16 protein-coding genes are annotated in these 16,236 nt (G+C 69.2%); 11 read left to right on the top strand and 5 right to left on the bottom strand.

Annotated features, from left to right (window positions below):
* The first annotated feature begins 2 nt into the window (after window positions 1–2).
* The 4 genes from CON77_RS09105 (at window position 3) to CON77_RS09090 (ending at window position 2,356) form a co-directional block, all read left to right on the top strand.
* Window positions 3–473: a YeeE/YedE family protein gene (locus tag CON77_RS09105; protein WP_101048839.1), complete on the top strand. Its 471-nt coding sequence runs from the start codon at window positions 3–5 to the stop codon at window positions 471–473.
* Complete coding sequence (locus tag CON77_RS09100) at window positions 470–907, top strand: DUF6691 family protein (RefSeq protein WP_101048838.1); 438 nt, start codon at window positions 470–472, stop codon at window positions 905–907. Before CON77_RS09105 ends, CON77_RS09100 begins: the two co-directional genes overlap by 4 nt.
* A 16-nt stretch (window positions 908–923) precedes the next feature.
* Window positions 924–1,385 carry a type II 3-dehydroquinate dehydratase gene (aroQ, locus tag CON77_RS09095; RefSeq protein WP_101048837.1) on the top strand — a complete coding sequence of 154 codons (462 nt, stop codon included), beginning with the start codon at window positions 924–926 and terminating at the stop codon, window positions 1,383–1,385.
* 80 nt (window positions 1,386–1,465) lie between these two features.
* Entirely contained in the window at window positions 1,466–2,356 is an 891-nt protein-coding gene (locus CON77_RS09090; protein WP_101048836.1) for a DMT family transporter, read from the top strand.
* A gap of 24 nt (window positions 2,357–2,380) precedes the next feature.
* Here the strand turns inward: CON77_RS09090 and CON77_RS09085 are convergent, their stop codons facing one another.
* Together CON77_RS09085 and aroC are read right to left on the bottom strand one after the other, a co-directional pair.
* Window positions 2,381–3,598: an MFS transporter gene (locus tag CON77_RS09085; RefSeq protein WP_232788473.1), complete on the bottom strand. Its 1,218-nt coding sequence runs from the start codon at window positions 3,596–3,598 to the stop codon at window positions 2,381–2,383.
* 16 nt (window positions 3,599–3,614) lie between these two features.
* On the bottom strand, window positions 3,615–4,721 hold the full coding sequence (aroC, locus tag CON77_RS09080; RefSeq protein ID WP_101048834.1) for a chorismate synthase: 1,107 nt from the start codon (window positions 4,719–4,721) through the stop codon (window positions 3,615–3,617).
* Window positions 4,722–4,913: 192 nt separating this feature from the next.
* On the opposite strand from aroC, the gene CON77_RS09075 reads away from it, so the two are divergent.
* Window positions 4,914–5,336, top strand: a complete 423-nt coding sequence (locus CON77_RS09075; protein WP_101048856.1) for a cupin domain-containing protein — start codon at window positions 4,914–4,916, stop codon at window positions 5,334–5,336.
* Between the two features lie 99 nt (window positions 5,337–5,435).
* On the opposite strand, the gene CON77_RS09070 is transcribed toward CON77_RS09075, so the two are convergent.
* Entirely contained in the window at window positions 5,436–6,092 is a 657-nt protein-coding gene (locus CON77_RS09070) for a glutathione S-transferase (RefSeq protein WP_101048833.1), read from the bottom strand.
* Window positions 6,093–6,228: 136 nt separating this feature from the next.
* On the opposite strand from CON77_RS09070, the gene CON77_RS09065 reads away from it, so the two are divergent.
* Window positions 6,229–7,446, top strand: a complete 1,218-nt coding sequence (locus tag CON77_RS09065) for a polyhydroxyalkanoate depolymerase (protein ID WP_101048832.1) — start codon at window positions 6,229–6,231, stop codon at window positions 7,444–7,446.
* A gap of 36 nt (window positions 7,447–7,482) precedes the next feature.
* Here CON77_RS09065 and CON77_RS09060 read toward each other — a convergent pair whose 3' ends face one another.
* On the bottom strand, window positions 7,483–7,956 hold the full coding sequence (locus tag CON77_RS09060) for a CBS domain-containing protein (RefSeq protein WP_101048831.1): 474 nt from the start codon (window positions 7,954–7,956) through the stop codon (window positions 7,483–7,485).
* An 82-nt stretch (window positions 7,957–8,038) separates the two neighbouring features.
* Here CON77_RS09060 and CON77_RS09055 point away from each other — a divergent pair, with 82 nt between their 5' ends.
* The 3 genes from CON77_RS09055 (at window position 8,039) to amt (ending at window position 13,642) form a co-directional block, all read left to right on the top strand.
* Complete coding sequence (locus tag CON77_RS09055; RefSeq protein ID WP_101048830.1) at window positions 8,039–9,340, top strand: O-acetylhomoserine aminocarboxypropyltransferase; 1,302 nt, start codon at window positions 8,039–8,041, stop codon at window positions 9,338–9,340.
* 1 nt (window position 9,341) lies between these two features.
* Window positions 9,342–10,151 (top strand): alpha/beta fold hydrolase, encoded by an 810-nt coding sequence (locus tag CON77_RS09050; RefSeq protein WP_101048829.1) that lies wholly within the window; start codon window positions 9,342–9,344, stop codon window positions 10,149–10,151.
* Between the two features lie 89 nt (window positions 10,152–10,240).
* Window positions 10,241–13,642: an ammonium transporter gene (gene amt, locus CON77_RS09045; protein WP_101048828.1), complete on the top strand. Its 3,402-nt coding sequence runs from the start codon at window positions 10,241–10,243 to the stop codon at window positions 13,640–13,642.
* Between the two features lie 7 nt (window positions 13,643–13,649).
* Here the strand turns inward: amt and CON77_RS09040 are convergent, their stop codons facing one another.
* Window positions 13,650–14,864 (bottom strand): YihY family inner membrane protein, encoded by a 1,215-nt coding sequence (locus CON77_RS09040; protein WP_232788472.1) that lies wholly within the window; start codon window positions 14,862–14,864, stop codon window positions 13,650–13,652.
* 62 nt (window positions 14,865–14,926) lie between these two features.
* Between CON77_RS09040 and CON77_RS09035 the strand changes: the two genes are divergently transcribed.
* Both CON77_RS09035 and CON77_RS09030 read left to right on the top strand, forming a co-directional pair.
* Window positions 14,927–15,355, top strand: a complete 429-nt coding sequence (locus tag CON77_RS09035; RefSeq protein ID WP_101048826.1) for a DUF2069 domain-containing protein — start codon at window positions 14,927–14,929, stop codon at window positions 15,353–15,355.
* Window positions 15,356–15,362: 7 nt separating this feature from the next.
* Window positions 15,363–16,202, top strand: coding sequence for a thymidylate synthase (locus CON77_RS09030; RefSeq protein WP_101048855.1), 840 nt, complete (start codon window positions 15,363–15,365; stop codon window positions 16,200–16,202).
* Window positions 16,203–16,236: the final 34 nt, after the last annotated feature.

Genomic DNA, 16,236 nt, shown 5'->3' with positions numbered 1-16,236 from the left:
GCATGTATGTGTCTTCGCTTTTTCCCCTGGGCTGGCAACATTACCTGCTGGGCGGTCTGGTCATCGGCAGTGGGGTGGCTTTGCTGTTCGTCTGCACCGGTCTGGTCGGCGGCATGAGTTCGGTGTTTTCGTCCACCTGGTCGTACTGGGTGCAACGGCCCTATTTCCAGCAGGCACGCTACACCGGCTCGCGCACCTGGCGGCTGGTATACGCCCTGGGCCTGGTGCTGGGCGCTCTGATCTGGTGGCTGACGCTGGGCGATGGCACCCCGCTGACCACCGACATCCCCGTCTGGCAACTGCTGGTGGGCGGCTTTCTGGTGGGCTACGGCGCCCGCCTGGGCAATGGCTGCACCTCGGGCCACGGCATTTGCGGGCTGGGCTCGCTGCAATGGCCCTCGCTGCTGGCGGTGCTGACCTTCATGGCCACCGCCTTCCTCACCGCCAACCTGGTGGCCTGGGGGCTGGCATGAAGAAAACCGCCACTCCTCCCGACGCCCGGGCCCTGTTCGTCACCCTGGTGGCCGGCGCCCTGTTCGGCTTTGGTCTGGCCCTGTCCACCATGGTGCAACCCGAGGTGGTGCTGAGTTTCCTGCGCTTCCAGGACTGGGGCCTGATGCTGGTGATGGGTGGCGCCGTGGCGGTGACGCTGCTGGCCTACCAGCTCGCCCCGCGCCTGTGCCAGCGCTCGCTGCTGGGCCACGGATTCCAGGCCCACGCCAGCGTTTGGAACCGCGACACCTGGCGCGGCGCTGCCCTGTTCGGGGTGGGCTGGGGTTTGTGCGGCGTCTGTCCGGGCCCGGCCATCGCCGGCCTGGGCACCGGCAACTGGACCCTGCTGTGGGCCCTGGCGGGCATTGCCCTGGGTGCCCTGGCGCAAGGCTGGCGCGCCCGCGCCCCTCATTGACACCGCCCCACCGAACATGAAAAAAATTCTCATCCTCAACGGCCCCAACCTGAACCTGCTGGGCACCCGCGAGCCCGAACAATACGGCCGCACCACCCTGGCCGACGTGGAGGCGCAATGCCGCGCCGCCGGCGAGCGCGCGGGCTGCGCGGTGGAATGCTTCCAGAGCAACTGGGAAGGCGCCCTCATCGACAAGATCCACGAGTACGGCCGCCTCTACAAAGCGGGCGAGGCGCTGGGCTGCGTGTTCAACCCCGGGGCCTTCACCCACACCTCCATCGCGCTGCACGACGCCATCAAGGGTGTCGATGGGCTGCCGGTGATCGAGTGCCACATTTCCAACGTGCACGCGCGCGAGTCCTTCCGCCACCATTCGTGGATTTCGCCGGTGGCCGCCGGCATCGTGGTCGGCTTCGGCACCGACGGCTACCTGATCGCCCTGGACGCGCTGCTGCGCCGCGCCGACACGCCGCGCTGAATCCGCGCCAGCCCGCGCCTCTATCGCGCAGGTGACGCCCGCCGCTGGCGGGCCCCGCCCCGGCCACCCACAATCGGCGGGTGAACATCCGCTACCTGCTGCAACTGGTGGGCCTGTCGGCGCTGTGGGGCTCGTCCTTCGTGCTGCTGCGCATCGCCAGCCCCGACCTCGGCCCCCTGGTGCTGGCCACGCTGCGCCTGGGCCTGGCCGCCGCCACCCTGACCGTGTTGATGCTGGGCCTGCGCCACCGCTGGCCCCACAAGCACTGGAAAGAGGTGCTGGGCCTGGGCGTGCTGACGGCGGCCCTGCCTTTCCTGTTTTTCTCCTACGCCGCGCTGGAACTGCCAGCGGGTTACATCGCGCTGCTCAACAGCACGGCGGTGCTGTTCGGCACCCTGTCGTCGGCCTGGCTGAAGGAAGACACGCTGAACTGGCGCAAACTGGCCGGGTGCGCCGCCGGCTTCACCGGGGTGGCCATGGTGGTGCAACTGGGCCCAGTGGCCACCACCCCCGCCGTGCTGTGGGCGGCCCTGGCCGCGGTGCTGGGCGCCGGCTGCTACGGCGTGGCCACGCCGATGATGAAGCGCGCCACCACCCGCATGCAGCCCCTGGCGATTTCGGCCAGCATCCACCTGGCGGCCGGGCTGTTCATGTTGCCGGGTGCCGCCTGGGCCCTGCCGCAGGCCCGCTTCACCGCGCCCGCGCTGGCCGCGGTGGGGGTGCTCGGCATCGTCACCTCGGGCCTGGCGTACTGGGTGCACATCCGCATCCTCCAACACGTACCGCCGGTGGCGGCGATGAGCCCAGCCTTCATGATTCCGCTGTTCGGCGTGGGCTGGGGCCACCTGTTCCTGGGCGAGCCGCTGGGCTCCGGCGTGTACCTGGGCGGGGCCTTCGTGCTGCTGGCCACGGCCCTGGTCACCGGCTTCAACCCGCTGCGGCGGTTGTGGCCGGCCCCGCCGGTGGCCTGAAGCGGCACACAGACCCCAAACCCGCTACCCCGGCCCGGCAGCGCCCGACGCCGCCCGGCTCCGCGACAAGCGCCACAGCCACCAAGCCGACAGCGTGGCCAGGACCGCCGCCGCGGCCGCGCACCAGAACACCGCGGCCAGCCCCCAGCGGCTGCTGACCACGCCCCCGGCCCAGCCGCCCAGCACGCCCGACAGGCCGTAGCCCAGCACCGCGAACAGGGCCTGTCCGCGGGCGCGCAGCCGCCCCGGAAAGTGCGTGTTGACCCAGGCGATGCACACCGAATGGTGGGCCGCGAAAGTGATGGCGTGCACCGCCTGCGCGGCGAACAGCGCCCACAACCAGGCGCCGGCCGTGGCCGTCACGCCCATGCGCAACGCCATCAGGCCCGAGGCCAGCACCAGCCAGCCCGCCAGGCTCAGGCGCGGCAGCCAGCGCCCCTGGGTGAAGAACCAGCCGATCTCCACCACCACCGCGAAGGCCCACAGCAACCCGATGACGCCTTTGCCGTAGCCCAGCGCGTCCAGGTACAGCGAAAAAAAGATGTAGATGAAAACGTGCGCCAGGATGTGCCAGAACACCGCCACAAAGAACCAGCGCACCAGCGGCTGGCGCAGCACCGGGGCGACGGGCGGCTGCGTGCCGGGCGCGTGGCGCGCATCGCGCCGGTCGGGCATGGCCCAGACGCTGGCCACCACCGCCAGCAGGGTCGCCGCCGTCCAGGCCGGGAAGCTGCCCATGCCGTGGCGCTCGAACCAGGCCCCGGCCACCAGCACCGTCACCAAAAAACCCAGCGAGCCCCACAGGCGCACCCGGCCGTAGCGCCGGGCGTCAAAGGCCCCGCCCTGGCTCACCAGCTGCGACAACACCGACTCGCTCAAGGGCATCATGCCACTGGTGTGGGTGAACATCAGCAGCAGCACCACGAACAAGCCGACCGTGCCCCACTCCCACCACAAGGCCAGCGACACCGCCAGGGCCACGCTGGCGCAGTAGCGCAGCAGCCAGACGCGGTGGCCGCTGTGGTCGCTCAACCAACCCCACACGTAAGGGGCGAACAGACGCGTGGCCGACTGCAGCGATGTCATCAGGCCGATGGCCACCAGGCCGTAACCCAGGTCCTTCAGCCACAGCGGCAGGTAGGGGTTGAAAAAGCCGATGTGCGCGAAGTACCCCGCCGACAGCGCGGCGAAGGGCAGCAACTGCCGACGCGACACCGGGCCGGCCGCGGGCGCCGTGCTCACGGTGGGGACAGACCGCTCAGGCGTGACCGGGCGCGGCCGCGGGAATCGGGCCGACCGGCACGCGCACATCGCCGCACTGGGCGCGGTGGCGCAGGGCGTGGTCCATCACCACCAGCGCCAGCAGCGCCTCGGCGATGGGCGTGGCGCGGATGCCCACGCAGGGATCGTGCCGGCCCTTGGTGATCAGCTCCAGCGGCTGGCCCTGCACGTCGATGGAGGGGCGCGGGATCAGGATGGAGCTGGTCGGCTTGATGGCGATCGACACCTCCAGGTCCTGCCCGGTGCTGATGCCGCCGAGCACGCCACCGGCGTTGTTGGAGAGGAAACCTTCGGGCGTGAGCGCATCGCCGTGGGTGCTGCCGCGCTGGGCCACGCTGGCAAAGCCCGCGCCGATTTCCACGCCCTTGACCGCGTTCAGGCCCATCATGGCGTAGGCGATGTCGGCGTCCAGCTTGTCGTACAGCGGCTCGCCCAGGCCCACCGGCATGCCCTGGGCGGTGACGCGCAGCCGCGCGCCGCAGGAGTCGCCGGCCTTGCGCAGCTCGGCCATGTAGGCCTCCAGCGCCGCCGTATCGGCCACCGGCGCGAAGAAGGGGTTGTTCGGCACGTGGTCCCAGTGCTCGAACGGGATCTCCACTTCGCCCACGGCGGTCATGCAGCCGCGGAAGGTGGTGCCGAACTTTTCTTTCAGCCACTTTTTGGCCACGGCCCCGGCGGCCACGGTGGGCGCCGTCAGCCGGGCCGAGGAACGGCCGCCGCCGCGCGGGTCGCGGATGCCGTACTTCTGCCAGTAGGCGTAGTCGGCGTGGCCCGGGCGGAAGCTCTGCACGATGTCGCCGTAGTCCTTGCTGCGCTGGTCGGTGTTCTGGATCAGCAGGGCGATCGGCGTGCCGGTGGTCTGGCCCTGGTACACGCCGCTCAGGATCTGCACCTGGTCCGGCTCGTTGCGCTGGGTGACGAACTTGCTGGTGCCCGGGCGGCGGCGGTCCAGGTCGGCCTGGATGTCGGCCTCGCACAGCGCCAGGCCCGGCGGGCAGCCGTCGATGACGCAGCCGATGGCCGGGCCGTGGGATTCACCGAAGTTGGTGACCGTGAAAAGGGTGCCGAAGGTGTTGCCGCTCATGGCGCCAATTATCCCAGACGCGGCCGCACCGCCCGACGGCCGGCCCCGGTCCCATCCGGTGCGCCGCCTCCCCGTCGCGGTGCATGGCGCGCCCCAGGCCAGCGCCCACCGGCCCGCCATGGGCCATGGAACGGTTCCTGCATGATGCTGCAGCGCAGCAATTGGCTGCGGATTTTGGCGAAGGAGCGCACCATGCTGGACCGCACATCGACCCTGTTTTCGCACGTCAAACCCACCGACACCGACTTCCAAGGTGGCGGTCTGCGCGACTTTTTCCTCTACCGCGACCTGGGCGTGGCCGCGGCCACGCACGGCAAGGTCGTCGCCCACCTGGTCAAAGCCAACCTGCCGCCCGAAGGGGGCACCGGCTGGCATCGACACGAGGCCGACTTCCAGATCGTCATCATGACCCAAGGCTGGGCCAAGTTCATGTACGAAGACCAGGTGACGCTGGTGCAGGCCGGCGACGTGGTGCACCAGCGCCCAGGCATCCGCCACTACCTGTTCGACTACTCGCCCGACATGGAGTACCTGGAAATCGTCTCGCCGGCGGACTTCAAGTCCATCGACGTCGAGCCGGTGTGCGAGGTGCCACCCTCCACCCCTTGGCCCTGAAACGCCGCCCCGCAGACGGGGTAGGCACCACCAGCCCGAACGCCGGGCACGGATGCAGGTGCCGTTTGCGCGGCCACCGGCACGGCCGGTGGCCGCACCTCAGAACTCGGCGTCCAGCTCGTCGATCTCGTCCGGCTCCGCCTGGGCCGCGGCCACCCAGGCCTGCATGTCGGGCAGCGCCATCACGGTGACACAGTAGGCCACGCAGGCCGGCGGCAAGGTCACGTCGTAGGTGACGAAGCGGGTGACCACCGGGGCAAACATCGCATCGGCCATGCAGGGCCGGGCGCCGAACAGGTAGGGTCCGCCGTAGGTGGCCAGGCAGTCGGTCCAGATGTCAACGATGCGGTCGATGTCGGTCTGCGCCCGCGACCAGAGTTTGAAGCCCGGGAAGCGCGCCTTGATGTTCATGGGCAGCGAAGAGCGCAGTGCGGAAAAGCCGGAGTGCATCTCGCCGCAGATGGCGCGGCAATGGGCCCGGGCGGCGCGGTCGGCCGGCAGCAAACCGGCCTGGGGCGCGATCTCGTGCAGGTACTCGCCGATGGCCAGGGTGTCCCAGACGTGGATGCCGCCGTGGTCCAGGGCCGGCACCCGAATGGACGCCGACAACAGCAACATCTCGGCCTTCATGGCCGGGTCATCTGGGGAGACGGTGTGCTCCTCGAAGGGGAGCCCGGCGAGCCTGGCCATGAGCCAGCCGCGCAGGGCCCAGGCGCCGTAGTTTTTGCTGCTGATGGTGAGTACCGTTTTGGCCATGGTGTGCTCCTAGGGTGCGCCACAAGCAGAGCAAGGCCTGTGCCACACCGCGGCCACGAGCGCGCACCGAAACGGCGCGCCCACGGGCTGGCCCAGGACTTGCCTGTCCCGCAACAGCACCACCGGAAAGAACCCCATGCTCTACCAGGCCTACCAGTTTCAATCCGACCTGTTGTCGCCGCTGCGGCTGTCGGCCCAGGGCTTGGGCGCCGCCCTCTGGCTGCAGAAGACCGAACGCACCGTGTTGCGCCAGTTCGCGGCCGCCTGCGAAGTCGTGGCCCGGCTGCGGCTGACCCACGCCCGTCCCGCCTACGGCATCGACCGGGTGGAGGTGGACGGGCGCAGCGTGCCGGTGGTGGAGGAAACCGCCCTGCGCCTGCCCTTCGGCACCCTGCTGCACTTTCGCAAAGACGCCAGCGGCCTCCCGCCCCAACCCAAGGTGCTGCTGGCCGCGCCACTGTCCGGCCACTTCGCCACTTTGCTGCGCGACACGGTGCGCACCCTGCTGCAGGACCACGACGTCTACATCACCGACTGGCACAACGCCCGCGACGTCTCGCTGCGCCACGGCGAATTCGGGCTGGAGGACTACATCAGCTACCTGATGCGCTTCGTCGAAACGGTGGGCGAGCCTTGCCACCTCATGGCCGTGTGCCAGCCCTGCGTGGCGGCGCTCGCCGCCACCGCCCTGATGGCCGAAGGCCAGCACCCGGCCCAGCCGCGCAGCCTCACGCTGATGGCCGGACCGGTGGACTGCCGCGTGAACCCGACCGAAGTGAACCGGCTGGCCACGAGCAAGCCCATCGAGTGGTTCGAGCAAAACCTCATCAGCCACGTGCCGCTGCCGCACGCCGGCTTCATGCGCCGGGTCTACCCCGGTTTCGTGCAGCTGTCGGCCTTCATCAGCATGAACCTGGAACGCCACCGGCATTCCTTCCAACAGATGTACGAGCACCTGCTGGAAGGGCGCGAGGAAGAGGCCCGCACCATCCAGACCTTTTACGAGGAGTACCTGGCGGTGAACGACCTGCCCGCGCCCTTCTACCTGGAAACCGTGGAAAAGGTGTTCCAGACCTACGATCTGCCCCTGGGCCGGCTGCAATGGCAAGGCCGCACGGTCGATCCCGCCGCGATCCGGCGGACCGCCCTGATGACGGTGGAAGGCGAACGCGACGACATCTGTTCGGTCGGACAGACGGTGGCGGCGCAGGACCTGTGCCGCCACATCCGCCCCTACCTGAAAAAACACCACGTGCAGACCGGGGTGGGCCACTACGGCGTGTTCAGCGGCCGCAAGTGGCAGCAACAGATCTACCCGCGGGTGCGCGACATGATCCACGCCAGCGAGGGCTGACGCGGGGCCCCGCCCCGCAGCCGGGCCAGCGCGGCGTCAGGACGGGTGGGCCGTGCTCTGGCGGCTGTCTTCCTCGCCTTCGGGCCAGTCGCGGATGTAGGCCTTGAGCATCTTGTTCTCAAAGTTCTGGCTGTCCACCACGGCCTTGGCCACGTCGTAGAAGCTGATCACGCCCATCAGCATCTTGCCCTCCATCACAGGCATGTAGCGGGTGTGGCGCTCCAGCATCATGGGGCGCACCTCGTCGAGTTCGGTGTCGGGGGTGCAGAAGTGGGGCCCGGCGTCCATCACCTGGCGCACGGTGGTGGCCCCGACGCTGCCGCCGTTCTTGGCCGCGGTGTGGATGACTTCGCGGAAGGTCAGCATGCCGGCCAGGGCACCGCGTTCCATGACGGCCAGGGAGCCGATGTCGAACTGCGCCATGGTCTCGATGGCGCGGGCCAGGGATTCGTCCGGAGACACGGTGTACAACGTGCCGCCTTTGACACGCAGAATGTCGCTGACCTTCATGTTTTCTCCTCTGTCGCCGGTGTGGCGTGTGCGGAGTCAAATATAGCCCACAATTGCGCCCAACCACACCCGAGGAGACACCATGTCCGGCTACGCCGACCCCGGCTTCGATACGCTCGCGTTGCACGCGGGCGCCGCCCCCGACCCCGCCACCGGCGCGCGCGCCGTGCCCATCCACCTGACCACGTCGTTCGTGTTTGAATCGAGCGACCACGCGGCCGCGCTGTTCAACCTGGAACGCTCGGGCCACGTGTACAGCCGCATCAGCAACCCCACCAACGCGGTGCTGGAGCAGCGCGTGGCGGCGCTGGAAGGGGGCATTGGTGGCATTGCGGTGGCCAGCGGGCAGGCGGCGCTGCACCTGAGCGTGGCCACGCTGATGGGCGCGGGCTCGCACATCGTGGCGTCCACCGCGCTCTACGGCGGCAGCCAGAACCTGCTGCACTACACGATGCGGCGTTTCGGCATCGAGACCACGTTCGTGAAGCCCGGCGACATCGACGGCTGGCGCGCCGCCGTGCGGCCCAACACCAAGCTGTTCTTCGGCGAAACCATGGGCAACCCGGGGTTGGACGTGCTGGACATCCCGACCGTGGCGCAGATCGCCCACGAGACCGGCGTGCCGCTGCTGGTGGACTCGACGCTGACCACGCCCTGGCTGATGAAGCCGCTGGACCTGGGCGCCGACCTGGTCTACCACTCGGCCACCAAGTTCCTGAGCGGCCACGGCACGGTGGTGGGCGGCATCGTCGTCGATGGCGGCAGCTTCGACTGGGAGCGTTCGGGGAAATTCGCCGAACTGACCCAGGCCTACGAAGGCTTCCACCACATGGTGTTCAGCGAGGAATCGACCGTGGGCGCCTTCCTGCTGCGCGCCCGGCGCGAAGGCCTGCGCGACTTCGGCGCCTGCATGAGCCCGCACACCGCCTGGCTGATTTTGCAGGGCATCGAAACCCTGCCGCTGCGCATGGCGCGCCACATGAGCAACACCGAAAAGGTGGTGCAATTCCTGGCCAGCCACCCCTTCGTGGGCCGCGTGGGCCACCCGCTGCTGGAGAACCACCCCAGCCACGCCCTGGCGCAACAACTGCTGCCGCGCGGCGCCGGCAGCGTGTTCAGCTTCGACCTCAAAGGCAGCCGCACGCAGGGCAAGGCCTTCATCGAAACGCTGAAAATTTTCAGCCACCTGGCCAACGTGGGCGACTGCCGCAGCCTGGTCATCCACCCCGCCAGCACCACCCACTTCCGCATGGCCGACGAGGCCCTGGCCGGTGCCGGCATCGGCCCGGGCACCATCCGCCTGTCCATCGGACTGGAAGACCCGGACGACCTGATCGACGACCTGAAGCGCGCGCTGAAAGCGGCCGAGAAAGCGGGGGCTTGAGATGATCATCGACGTCCACGGCGCCCCGCTCTACGCCTACACCGGCGGCAAACCCTTCCACCCGGCCCAGCCCACGGTGGTGTTCGTCCACGGCGTGCTCAACGACCACAGCGTGTGGATCCTGCAAAGCCGCTACCTGGCCCACCACGGCTGGAACGTGCTGGCCATCGACCTGGCCGGTCACGGCAAAAGCGGCGGCGAAGCGCCCGCGAGCGTGCAGGACGCCTCGCGCGCAGTGCTCGGCCTGCTCGACGCGCTGAAGATCGAGAAAGCCGCGCTGGTCGGCCACAGCTTCGGCTCGCTGATTGCCTTGCAGACCGCGGCCGACGCGCCCGAGCGCGTGAGCCACCTGGCGATGGTGGGCACCGCCTACCCGATGAAGGTCTCGCCCGCGCTGCTGGACGCGTCGCTGAACCAGCCCATGAAGGCGATCGACATGGTCAACGTGTTCAGCCACTCCACGCTGGCCCCGCCGCCGTCGGCGCTGGGCCCCGGCACTTGGCTGCTGGGCGGCTCCAGGGCCTTGATGCGCCGGGTGCTGGCCAGCAACCCGCGGGTGAACGTGTTCCACCGCGGCTTTGTGGCCTGCGACGGCTACGACCAGGGCGAGCAAGCCATGGACCGGGTGCAATGCCCCACCCTGTTCGTGCTGGGCCGTCTGGACCAGATGACCCCGCCCAAAGCGGCCCAAAGTCTGGTGCGGCGGGCCCGCCAGGGCCAGGTCGTCGAACTCGCGGCCGGCCACTCGCTCATGACCGAAGACCCCGACGGGGTGCTGCACGCGCTGCAGCGCTTCCTGCGGCCGGCCTGAACCGCGCCGGCCGGCGCCGCCACGGCGCTGGCTGGAACACAAATTGCTAGATCTGGTCATCGGCCTGCGGGCCGCCCGGGCCCACCGCCATGACCAACAGCCAGCCTCTCGACCTCCTCTGGGTGCTTCTGTGCGCCGGCCTCGTCTTCGTGATGCAGGCCGGCTTCCTGTGCCTGGAGTCGGGGCTGACGCGCAACAAGAATTCGATCAACGTCGCGGCCAAGAACGTGGCCGACTTCGCCGTGGCTTCGCTGCTGTACTGGCTGGTGGGCTTCGGGCTGATGTTCGGCGCCTCGGACCGGGGCTGGGTCGGCAGCACCCTGTTCGGCGCCTTCGACCAGTTGCCGGCCGACCCGGCGCTGCTGACCTTCGTGTTGTTCCAGCTCATGTTCTGTGCCACCGCGGCGACCATCGTCTCGGGGGCGGTGGCCGAGCGCATGCGCTTCGGTGCCTACCTGGGCCTGTCGGCGTGCGTGTCCCTGCTGGTCTACCCGGTCTTCGGCCACTGGGCCTGGGCCGGCGCCTGGAACGGCGACCAGGGCTGGCTGAAGGCGCTGGGCTTCGTCGATTTTGCGGGCTCGACCGTGGTGCACAGCGTGGGCGGCTGGGTGTCGCTGGTGGCGGTCTGGCTGGTCGGCCCACGCCAGGGGCGCTTCGTCGCCGGACAGGCGGCCACGGTCATCCCGGCGGGTAACCTGCCCATGGCCATGCTCGGGGCACTGCTGCTGTTTTTCGGCTGGATCGGCTTCAACGGCGGCAGCACCCTGGGGTTCACCGAAGCGGTGCCCGGTATCCTGCTCAACACCACCCTGGCCGCCGTGGCGGGTTGCACCAGCGGGCTGCTGCTGGGGCGCATCTGGCACGGCTACTACGAAACGCTGTACCTGATCAACGGCCTGATCGCCGGGCTGGTGGCCATCACCGCCGGGGCGCACGCGGTGTCGGGGCTGGAGGCCATGCTGATCGGCCTGGTCGGTGCCCTGCTGATGGTCTGGGCCAACGGCATCCTGCTGCGCCTGGGCGTGGACGACGCGGTGGGCGCCATCCCCGCCCACCTGATGGCCGGTATCTGGGGCACCCTGGCCGTGGGCCTGTTCGGCGACTTGGCGGTGCTGGGCACCGGCCACGGCCGCTGGGCCCAGGTGGGGGTGCAACTGCTGGGCATCCTGAGCTGCGGGGCCTGGTGCGTGGCCGTGACCTGGCTCTGCCTGCGCCCCTGGATCCGCGGCGGGGGCCTGCGCGTGACCGCCGAAGAAGAGCAGATGGGCCTGAACGTGGCCGAGCACGGCGCCCGCACCGAACTGATCGACCTGCTCAACGCCATGGAAACCCAGCGCCGCTCGGGCGACCTGAGGCAGCGCGTGCCCGAAGAGGCCTTCACCGAAGTGGGCCAGGTGGCGCAGGCCTACAACCGCGTCATCGCGGCCCTGGAACAGGCCACGCAACGCACCCTGTCGGTGGTGCGGGACATGCGCGACGGCATCGTCACCTTCACCCGCGACGGGGTGCTGACCAGCCTGAACCCCGGCGCCGAAAAACTGCTGGGCGTGGCCGCCAGCGGCGCCACCGGGCGCCCCTTCGTGCAGGTGCTGCGCGAGGCCGGCCACCCCGACCCCCTCGACACCGAGCGCCTCTGCCGCCCCGGCGCCAAGCTGGAACTGCGCATCGCCCGGCCGGGCAAGACCAAACTGTATTACGAGGTCTCGGTCAGCGAAAACCACCAGGACCAGGAACTGCGCTTCACCGGCGCGGTGCGCGACATCACCGAACGCAAGGCCGTGGAAGCCCAGCTCCACCGCGAGCGCGACCTGGCGCAGGTGACGCTGGCCTCCATCGGTGACGGCGTCATCACCACCGACGAGGCCGGGGTGATCCAGTACATCAACCCGGTGGCCGCGCGGCTGACCGGTTGGCCGGCGCACCAGGCCAAGGGGCAGCTGATCACCACCGTCTACAACCTGCAAGACGAACACACCCACCAGCCCCTGCCCAACCCGGTGCGCGAGGTGCTCAAGCGCAGCCAGCTGCTGCCCCGGCGCGAGCACGCCCTGCTGCTGCGCCGCGACCAGGACAGCGTGCCGGTGCTCGACACCACCGCCCCCATCCGCTCGCGCGACGGCATCCTGATCGGGGCGGTGCTGGTGTTCCACGACGTCACCGTGACCCTGAACCTGGCGCGCGAACTCACCCACCAAGCCACACACGACGCGCTCACCGGCATCCCCAACCGGCGCGAGTTCGAGCGCCGGCTGAACGAACTGCTGGCCCGCCCCGAACCGCAGACCCAGCAGCACGTGCTCTGCTACCTCGACCTGGACCAGTTCAAGATCGTCAACGACACCTGCGGCCACGTGGCGGGCGACGAACTGCTGCGCCAGGTGACGCAGCTGATGCGCGGCCTGCTGCGCGCGGCCGACACCCTGGCCCGCCTGGGCGGCGACGAGTTCGGCCTGATCCTGCAGAACTGCCCGCTGGAACGCGCCCTGCAGTTGGCCAACAAGCTGCGCGAGGCGATCGCCGATTTCCGTTTTGGCTGGGAGGGCAAGTCGTTCTCCATCGGGGTGTCCATCGGGCTGGTCTGCATCGACAGCGAACAACGCGACCTGGGCCTGCTGCTGGCCTGCGCCGACGCGGCCTGCTACGCGGCCAAGGAAAGCGGCCGCAACCGGGTGCACGTCTACCAGGCCGACGACAGCCGCCTGATGGAGCAGCAGGGGCAGATGCAATGGGTGGCGCGCCTGCAATCGGCGCTGGACCAGGACCGTCTGCGCCTGTACGTGCAGCCCATCGTGCCGCTGTTCCCCGCGCCGGGGCAGAAAACCCACTACGAAATCCTGGTGCGGCTGGAAGAGGAGGGCAAGCTCATCCTGCCCGGCGCCTTCCTGCCGGCGGCCGAACGCTACGGACTGATGCCCCGCATCGACCAATGGGTGGTCAACAACACCCTGGCCTGGATGGGCGACCGCCTGCGGCAGAGCGGCAGCCTGGACGGCGTGTACTGCATCAACCTGTCGGGGGCTTCACTGTCGGACGAGCGCTTCCGCCAAAGCCTGCATGCCACCCTGGAGCAGCTGCACCTGCCGCCCGGCGCGGTGTGCTTCGAAATCACCGAAACCGCGGCGGTGGCCCACCTGTCCAAGGTGGTGCACTTCATCGGCGAGGTCAAGCAGCTCGGCTGCCTGTTCGCGCTCGACGATTTCGGCAGCGGCCTGTCCTCCTTCGCCTACCTGAAAAACCTGCCGGTGGACTTCCTGAAGATCGACGGCGGCTTCGTCAAAGACATCGAGACCGACCCGATCGACCTGGCCATGGTGCAGGCGATCAACGCCATCGGGCACGTGATGGGCCTGCAGACCATCGCCGAGTACGTCTCCAGCCCAGGCATCCTGGAACGCATCCGCGACATCGGGGTGGACTTTGCCCAAGGCTTCCACCTGGGCGAACCGCAGCCCCTGGCCAAGCTGGCACAGGTGCGCATGATGCCGCGCTGAAGGCCGCTCAAGCCCGGGGCAGAACGTCCAGCAGGCGCAGGCGGTCCCATCCACTGGCCTGCCAGGCGGCGTGTGCCCCCGGGCTGCGGGGCAGCAGCAGGGCCTGGGCCAGCGGGGCCAGCGGCACCGCGTCCGGATCGACCAGCAGCACCAACCGGCCCTCTTCGCCGGTGAGCTGCCCGACCCAACCGAAGGCCAGCAAGGTTTCCACCGAATCCGCCAATTGCAGCGGGTCCACCTGCAGTTGCTGGGCCAGCACCGCCTGGCCCAGCCCGGCGCCGTGGCGACCGCGATCGGCGTGCAGGGCCGCCACCACCTCCAGCGCCAGTTGGAAACCCCAGCCCGGGGTGTCGCCGCGCCGGGCAATGCCGGCCAGCAAACTGGGCAGGTAGGCCGTGACCACCGCCCCCAGCAGCACGATCACCCAGGCCAGGTAGAGCCAGATGAGCAAGATCGGCACGGTGGCGAAGGTGCCGTACACCACCGAATAGGTGGGCACGCTCGACAGGTACCAGGCCAGCAGCTTTTTTGCGCTCTCCAGGGACAGCGACACGAACAGCCCCCCCACCACGGCGTGGCCCCAGCGCACCTGGGCGTTGGGCACGTAGCGGTAGAGCGCGGCCATGGCCAGGATCACGACCCCGAACTCGAGCACATCGAGCGCGACCTTGACCCCGCCGTGCAGCCCGCCGACCCAGCCGCGCGAAGCGGAGATGGCGTAGGAACTCAGGCTCAGGCTGAGGGCGATGAGCAGCGGCCCCAGCGTCAGCAAAGCCCAGTAGACCAGCACCCGCTGCGTCAGCGGGCGCAGCTTGCGCACCCGCCAGATGTCGTTGAGCTTGCGGTCGATGGTGAGGATCAGCGCCAGCGCCGACACCAGCAGCACCAGGGCCCCGGCCCAGCCCATCTGCCCGGCCTTGTTGGCGAACTGCAGCAGGTAGTTGGACACCTGGCGCGCGATATTTTCCGGCACCAGGCTTTGCACCAGCCATTTCTGGAGCTGGGTTTCCATGCGGCTGAACATGGGAAAGGCGCTGAAAATGGCCAGGGCCACGGTGAACAGCGGCACCAGCGAGATGGTGGTGGTGAAGGTCAGGCTGCCGGCGGTCACGCCCAGGCGGTCTTCGCGGAAACGCTCGCGCAGCGTGCTCACGGTGGTGGCCCAGGGGAAGATGCGCAGGTCCGCCCACAGCGCCTCGGCGCGCTGGCGCAAGCGTTCCATCAACCCCGACAACCCTGTGGCACTGTGCATCCCGGTATCATGCCACCTCCCGACGCCGCACCATGACCGACACGCCCGCCCTGCCCCCGTCCACCGCCACCCCGCCCGAAGCCCTGGCCGCCGCCGGCTGGACCCGCCTGCTGGGCGTGGTCAGCCTGCTGGCCATGATCGTCCTGGGCCTGGGCTGGGAACTGTGGTGGGCGCCGCTGCGCGAAGGCGGCTCCTGGTGGGCCATCAAGGTGCTGCCGCTGACCCTGCCCCTGACCGGCCTGCTCAAACACCGCATGTACACCTACCGCTGGCTGAGCCTGCTGGTGTGGCTGTACTTCACCGAAGGCGTTGTGCGCGCCTACAGCGACACCGGCCTGTCGGCCACGCTGGCGCTGGTGCAGGTGCTGCTGTGCGTGGCCTTGTTCGTGGCCTGTGCCTCGCATGTGCGGCTGCGGCTGCGGGCGGCCAAGGCCGCGGCCCCCCGCCCACCCCAGGACTGACGCCATGATGAACCCCACCCCCCGCCCCGTTCGCCACCAGTACGAAGACTTCATGCGCCACGTGTTCGAACACGGCGTGGCCAAGGGCGACCGCACCGGCACCGGTACGCGCAGCGTGTTCGGCCACCAGATGAGGTTTGACCTGAACGAAGGCTTCCCGCTGGTGACGACCAAGAAGGTCTTCCTCAAAGCCGTCATCGTCGAGTTGCTGTGGTTCCTGCGCGGCGACTCCAACGTGAAATGGCTGCAGGAACGCGGCTGCACCATCTGGGACGAATGGGCGCGCGACGACGGCGAACTGGGCCCGGTGTACGGCGTGCAATGGCGCAACTGGCCCAAGCCGGGCGGCGGCCACATCGACCAGATCGCCGAGGTGGTGCGCACCCTCAAGACCAACCCCGACAGCCGGCGCATCATCGTCAGCGCCTGGAACGTGGCCGACCTGGACCAGATGGCCCTGATGCCCTGCCACGCCTTCTTCCAGTTCTACGTGGCACCGGCCACCGAGCCGGGCGGCAAAGGCAAATTAAGCTGCCAGCTCTACCAGCGCAGCGCCGACATCTTTCTGGGCGTGCCCTTCAACATCGCCAGCTACGCCCTGCTGACGCACATGCTGGCGCAGCAGTGCGACCTGGAGGTGGGCGACTTCGTCTGGACCGGGGGCGACTGCCACATCTACAGCAACCACTTCGAGCAGGTGGCGCTGCAACTGGGCCGTGAACCGCTGCCCTACCCCACGCTGCACCTCCAGCGCCGGCCGAACTCGATCTTCGACTACGAACTCGACGACTTCGAGGTGCGGGACTACCAGCACCACCCGGCCATCAAGGCGCCGGTGGCGGTGTAAGCCCCCGGCCGAGCCCGCGCGGGGGCGGCCGGGG

This window comes from Macromonas nakdongensis (assembly GCF_002837145.1).
GTDB lineage: Bacteria > Pseudomonadota > Gammaproteobacteria > Burkholderiales > Burkholderiaceae_C > Macromonas_B > Macromonas_B nakdongensis.
This window is presented reverse-complemented; position numbering and strand designations above follow the sequence as displayed.

Bases quoted from the DNA above. Each gene is read 5' to 3' on its own strand.
- CON77_RS09105 (WP_101048839.1), top strand. From the start codon at position 3: ATGTATGTGTCTTCGCTTTTTCCCCTGGGCTGGCAACATTACCTGCTG.
- CON77_RS09100 (WP_101048838.1), top strand. From the start codon at position 470: ATGAAGAAAACCGCCACTCCTCCCGACGCCCGGGCCCTGTTCGTCACC.
- aroQ (WP_101048837.1), top strand. From the start codon at position 924: ATGAAAAAAATTCTCATCCTCAACGGCCCCAACCTGAACCTGCTGGGC.
- aroC (WP_101048834.1), bottom strand. From the start codon at position 4,721: ATGAGCGGCAACACCTTCGGCACCCTTTTCACGGTCACCAACTTCGGT.
- CON77_RS09075 (WP_101048856.1), top strand. From the start codon at position 4,914: ATGCTGGACCGCACATCGACCCTGTTTTCGCACGTCAAACCCACCGAC.
- CON77_RS09070 (WP_101048833.1), bottom strand. From the start codon at position 6,092: ATGGCCAAAACGGTACTCACCATCAGCAGCAAAAACTACGGCGCCTGG.
- CON77_RS09065 (WP_101048832.1), top strand. From the start codon at position 6,229: ATGCTCTACCAGGCCTACCAGTTTCAATCCGACCTGTTGTCGCCGCTG.
- CON77_RS09060 (WP_101048831.1), bottom strand. From the start codon at position 7,956: ATGAAGGTCAGCGACATTCTGCGTGTCAAAGGCGGCACGTTGTACACC.
- CON77_RS09055 (WP_101048830.1), top strand. From the start codon at position 8,039: ATGTCCGGCTACGCCGACCCCGGCTTCGATACGCTCGCGTTGCACGCG.
- CON77_RS09050 (WP_101048829.1), top strand. From the start codon at position 9,342: ATGATCATCGACGTCCACGGCGCCCCGCTCTACGCCTACACCGGCGGC.
- amt (WP_101048828.1), top strand. From the start codon at position 10,241: ATGACCAACAGCCAGCCTCTCGACCTCCTCTGGGTGCTTCTGTGCGCC.
- CON77_RS09040 (WP_232788472.1), bottom strand. From the start codon at position 14,864: ATGGAACGCTTGCGCCAGCGCGCCGAGGCGCTGTGGGCGGACCTGCGC.
- CON77_RS09035 (WP_101048826.1), top strand. From the start codon at position 14,927: ATGACCGACACGCCCGCCCTGCCCCCGTCCACCGCCACCCCGCCCGAA.
- CON77_RS09030 (WP_101048855.1), top strand. From the start codon at position 15,363: ATGAACCCCACCCCCCGCCCCGTTCGCCACCAGTACGAAGACTTCATG.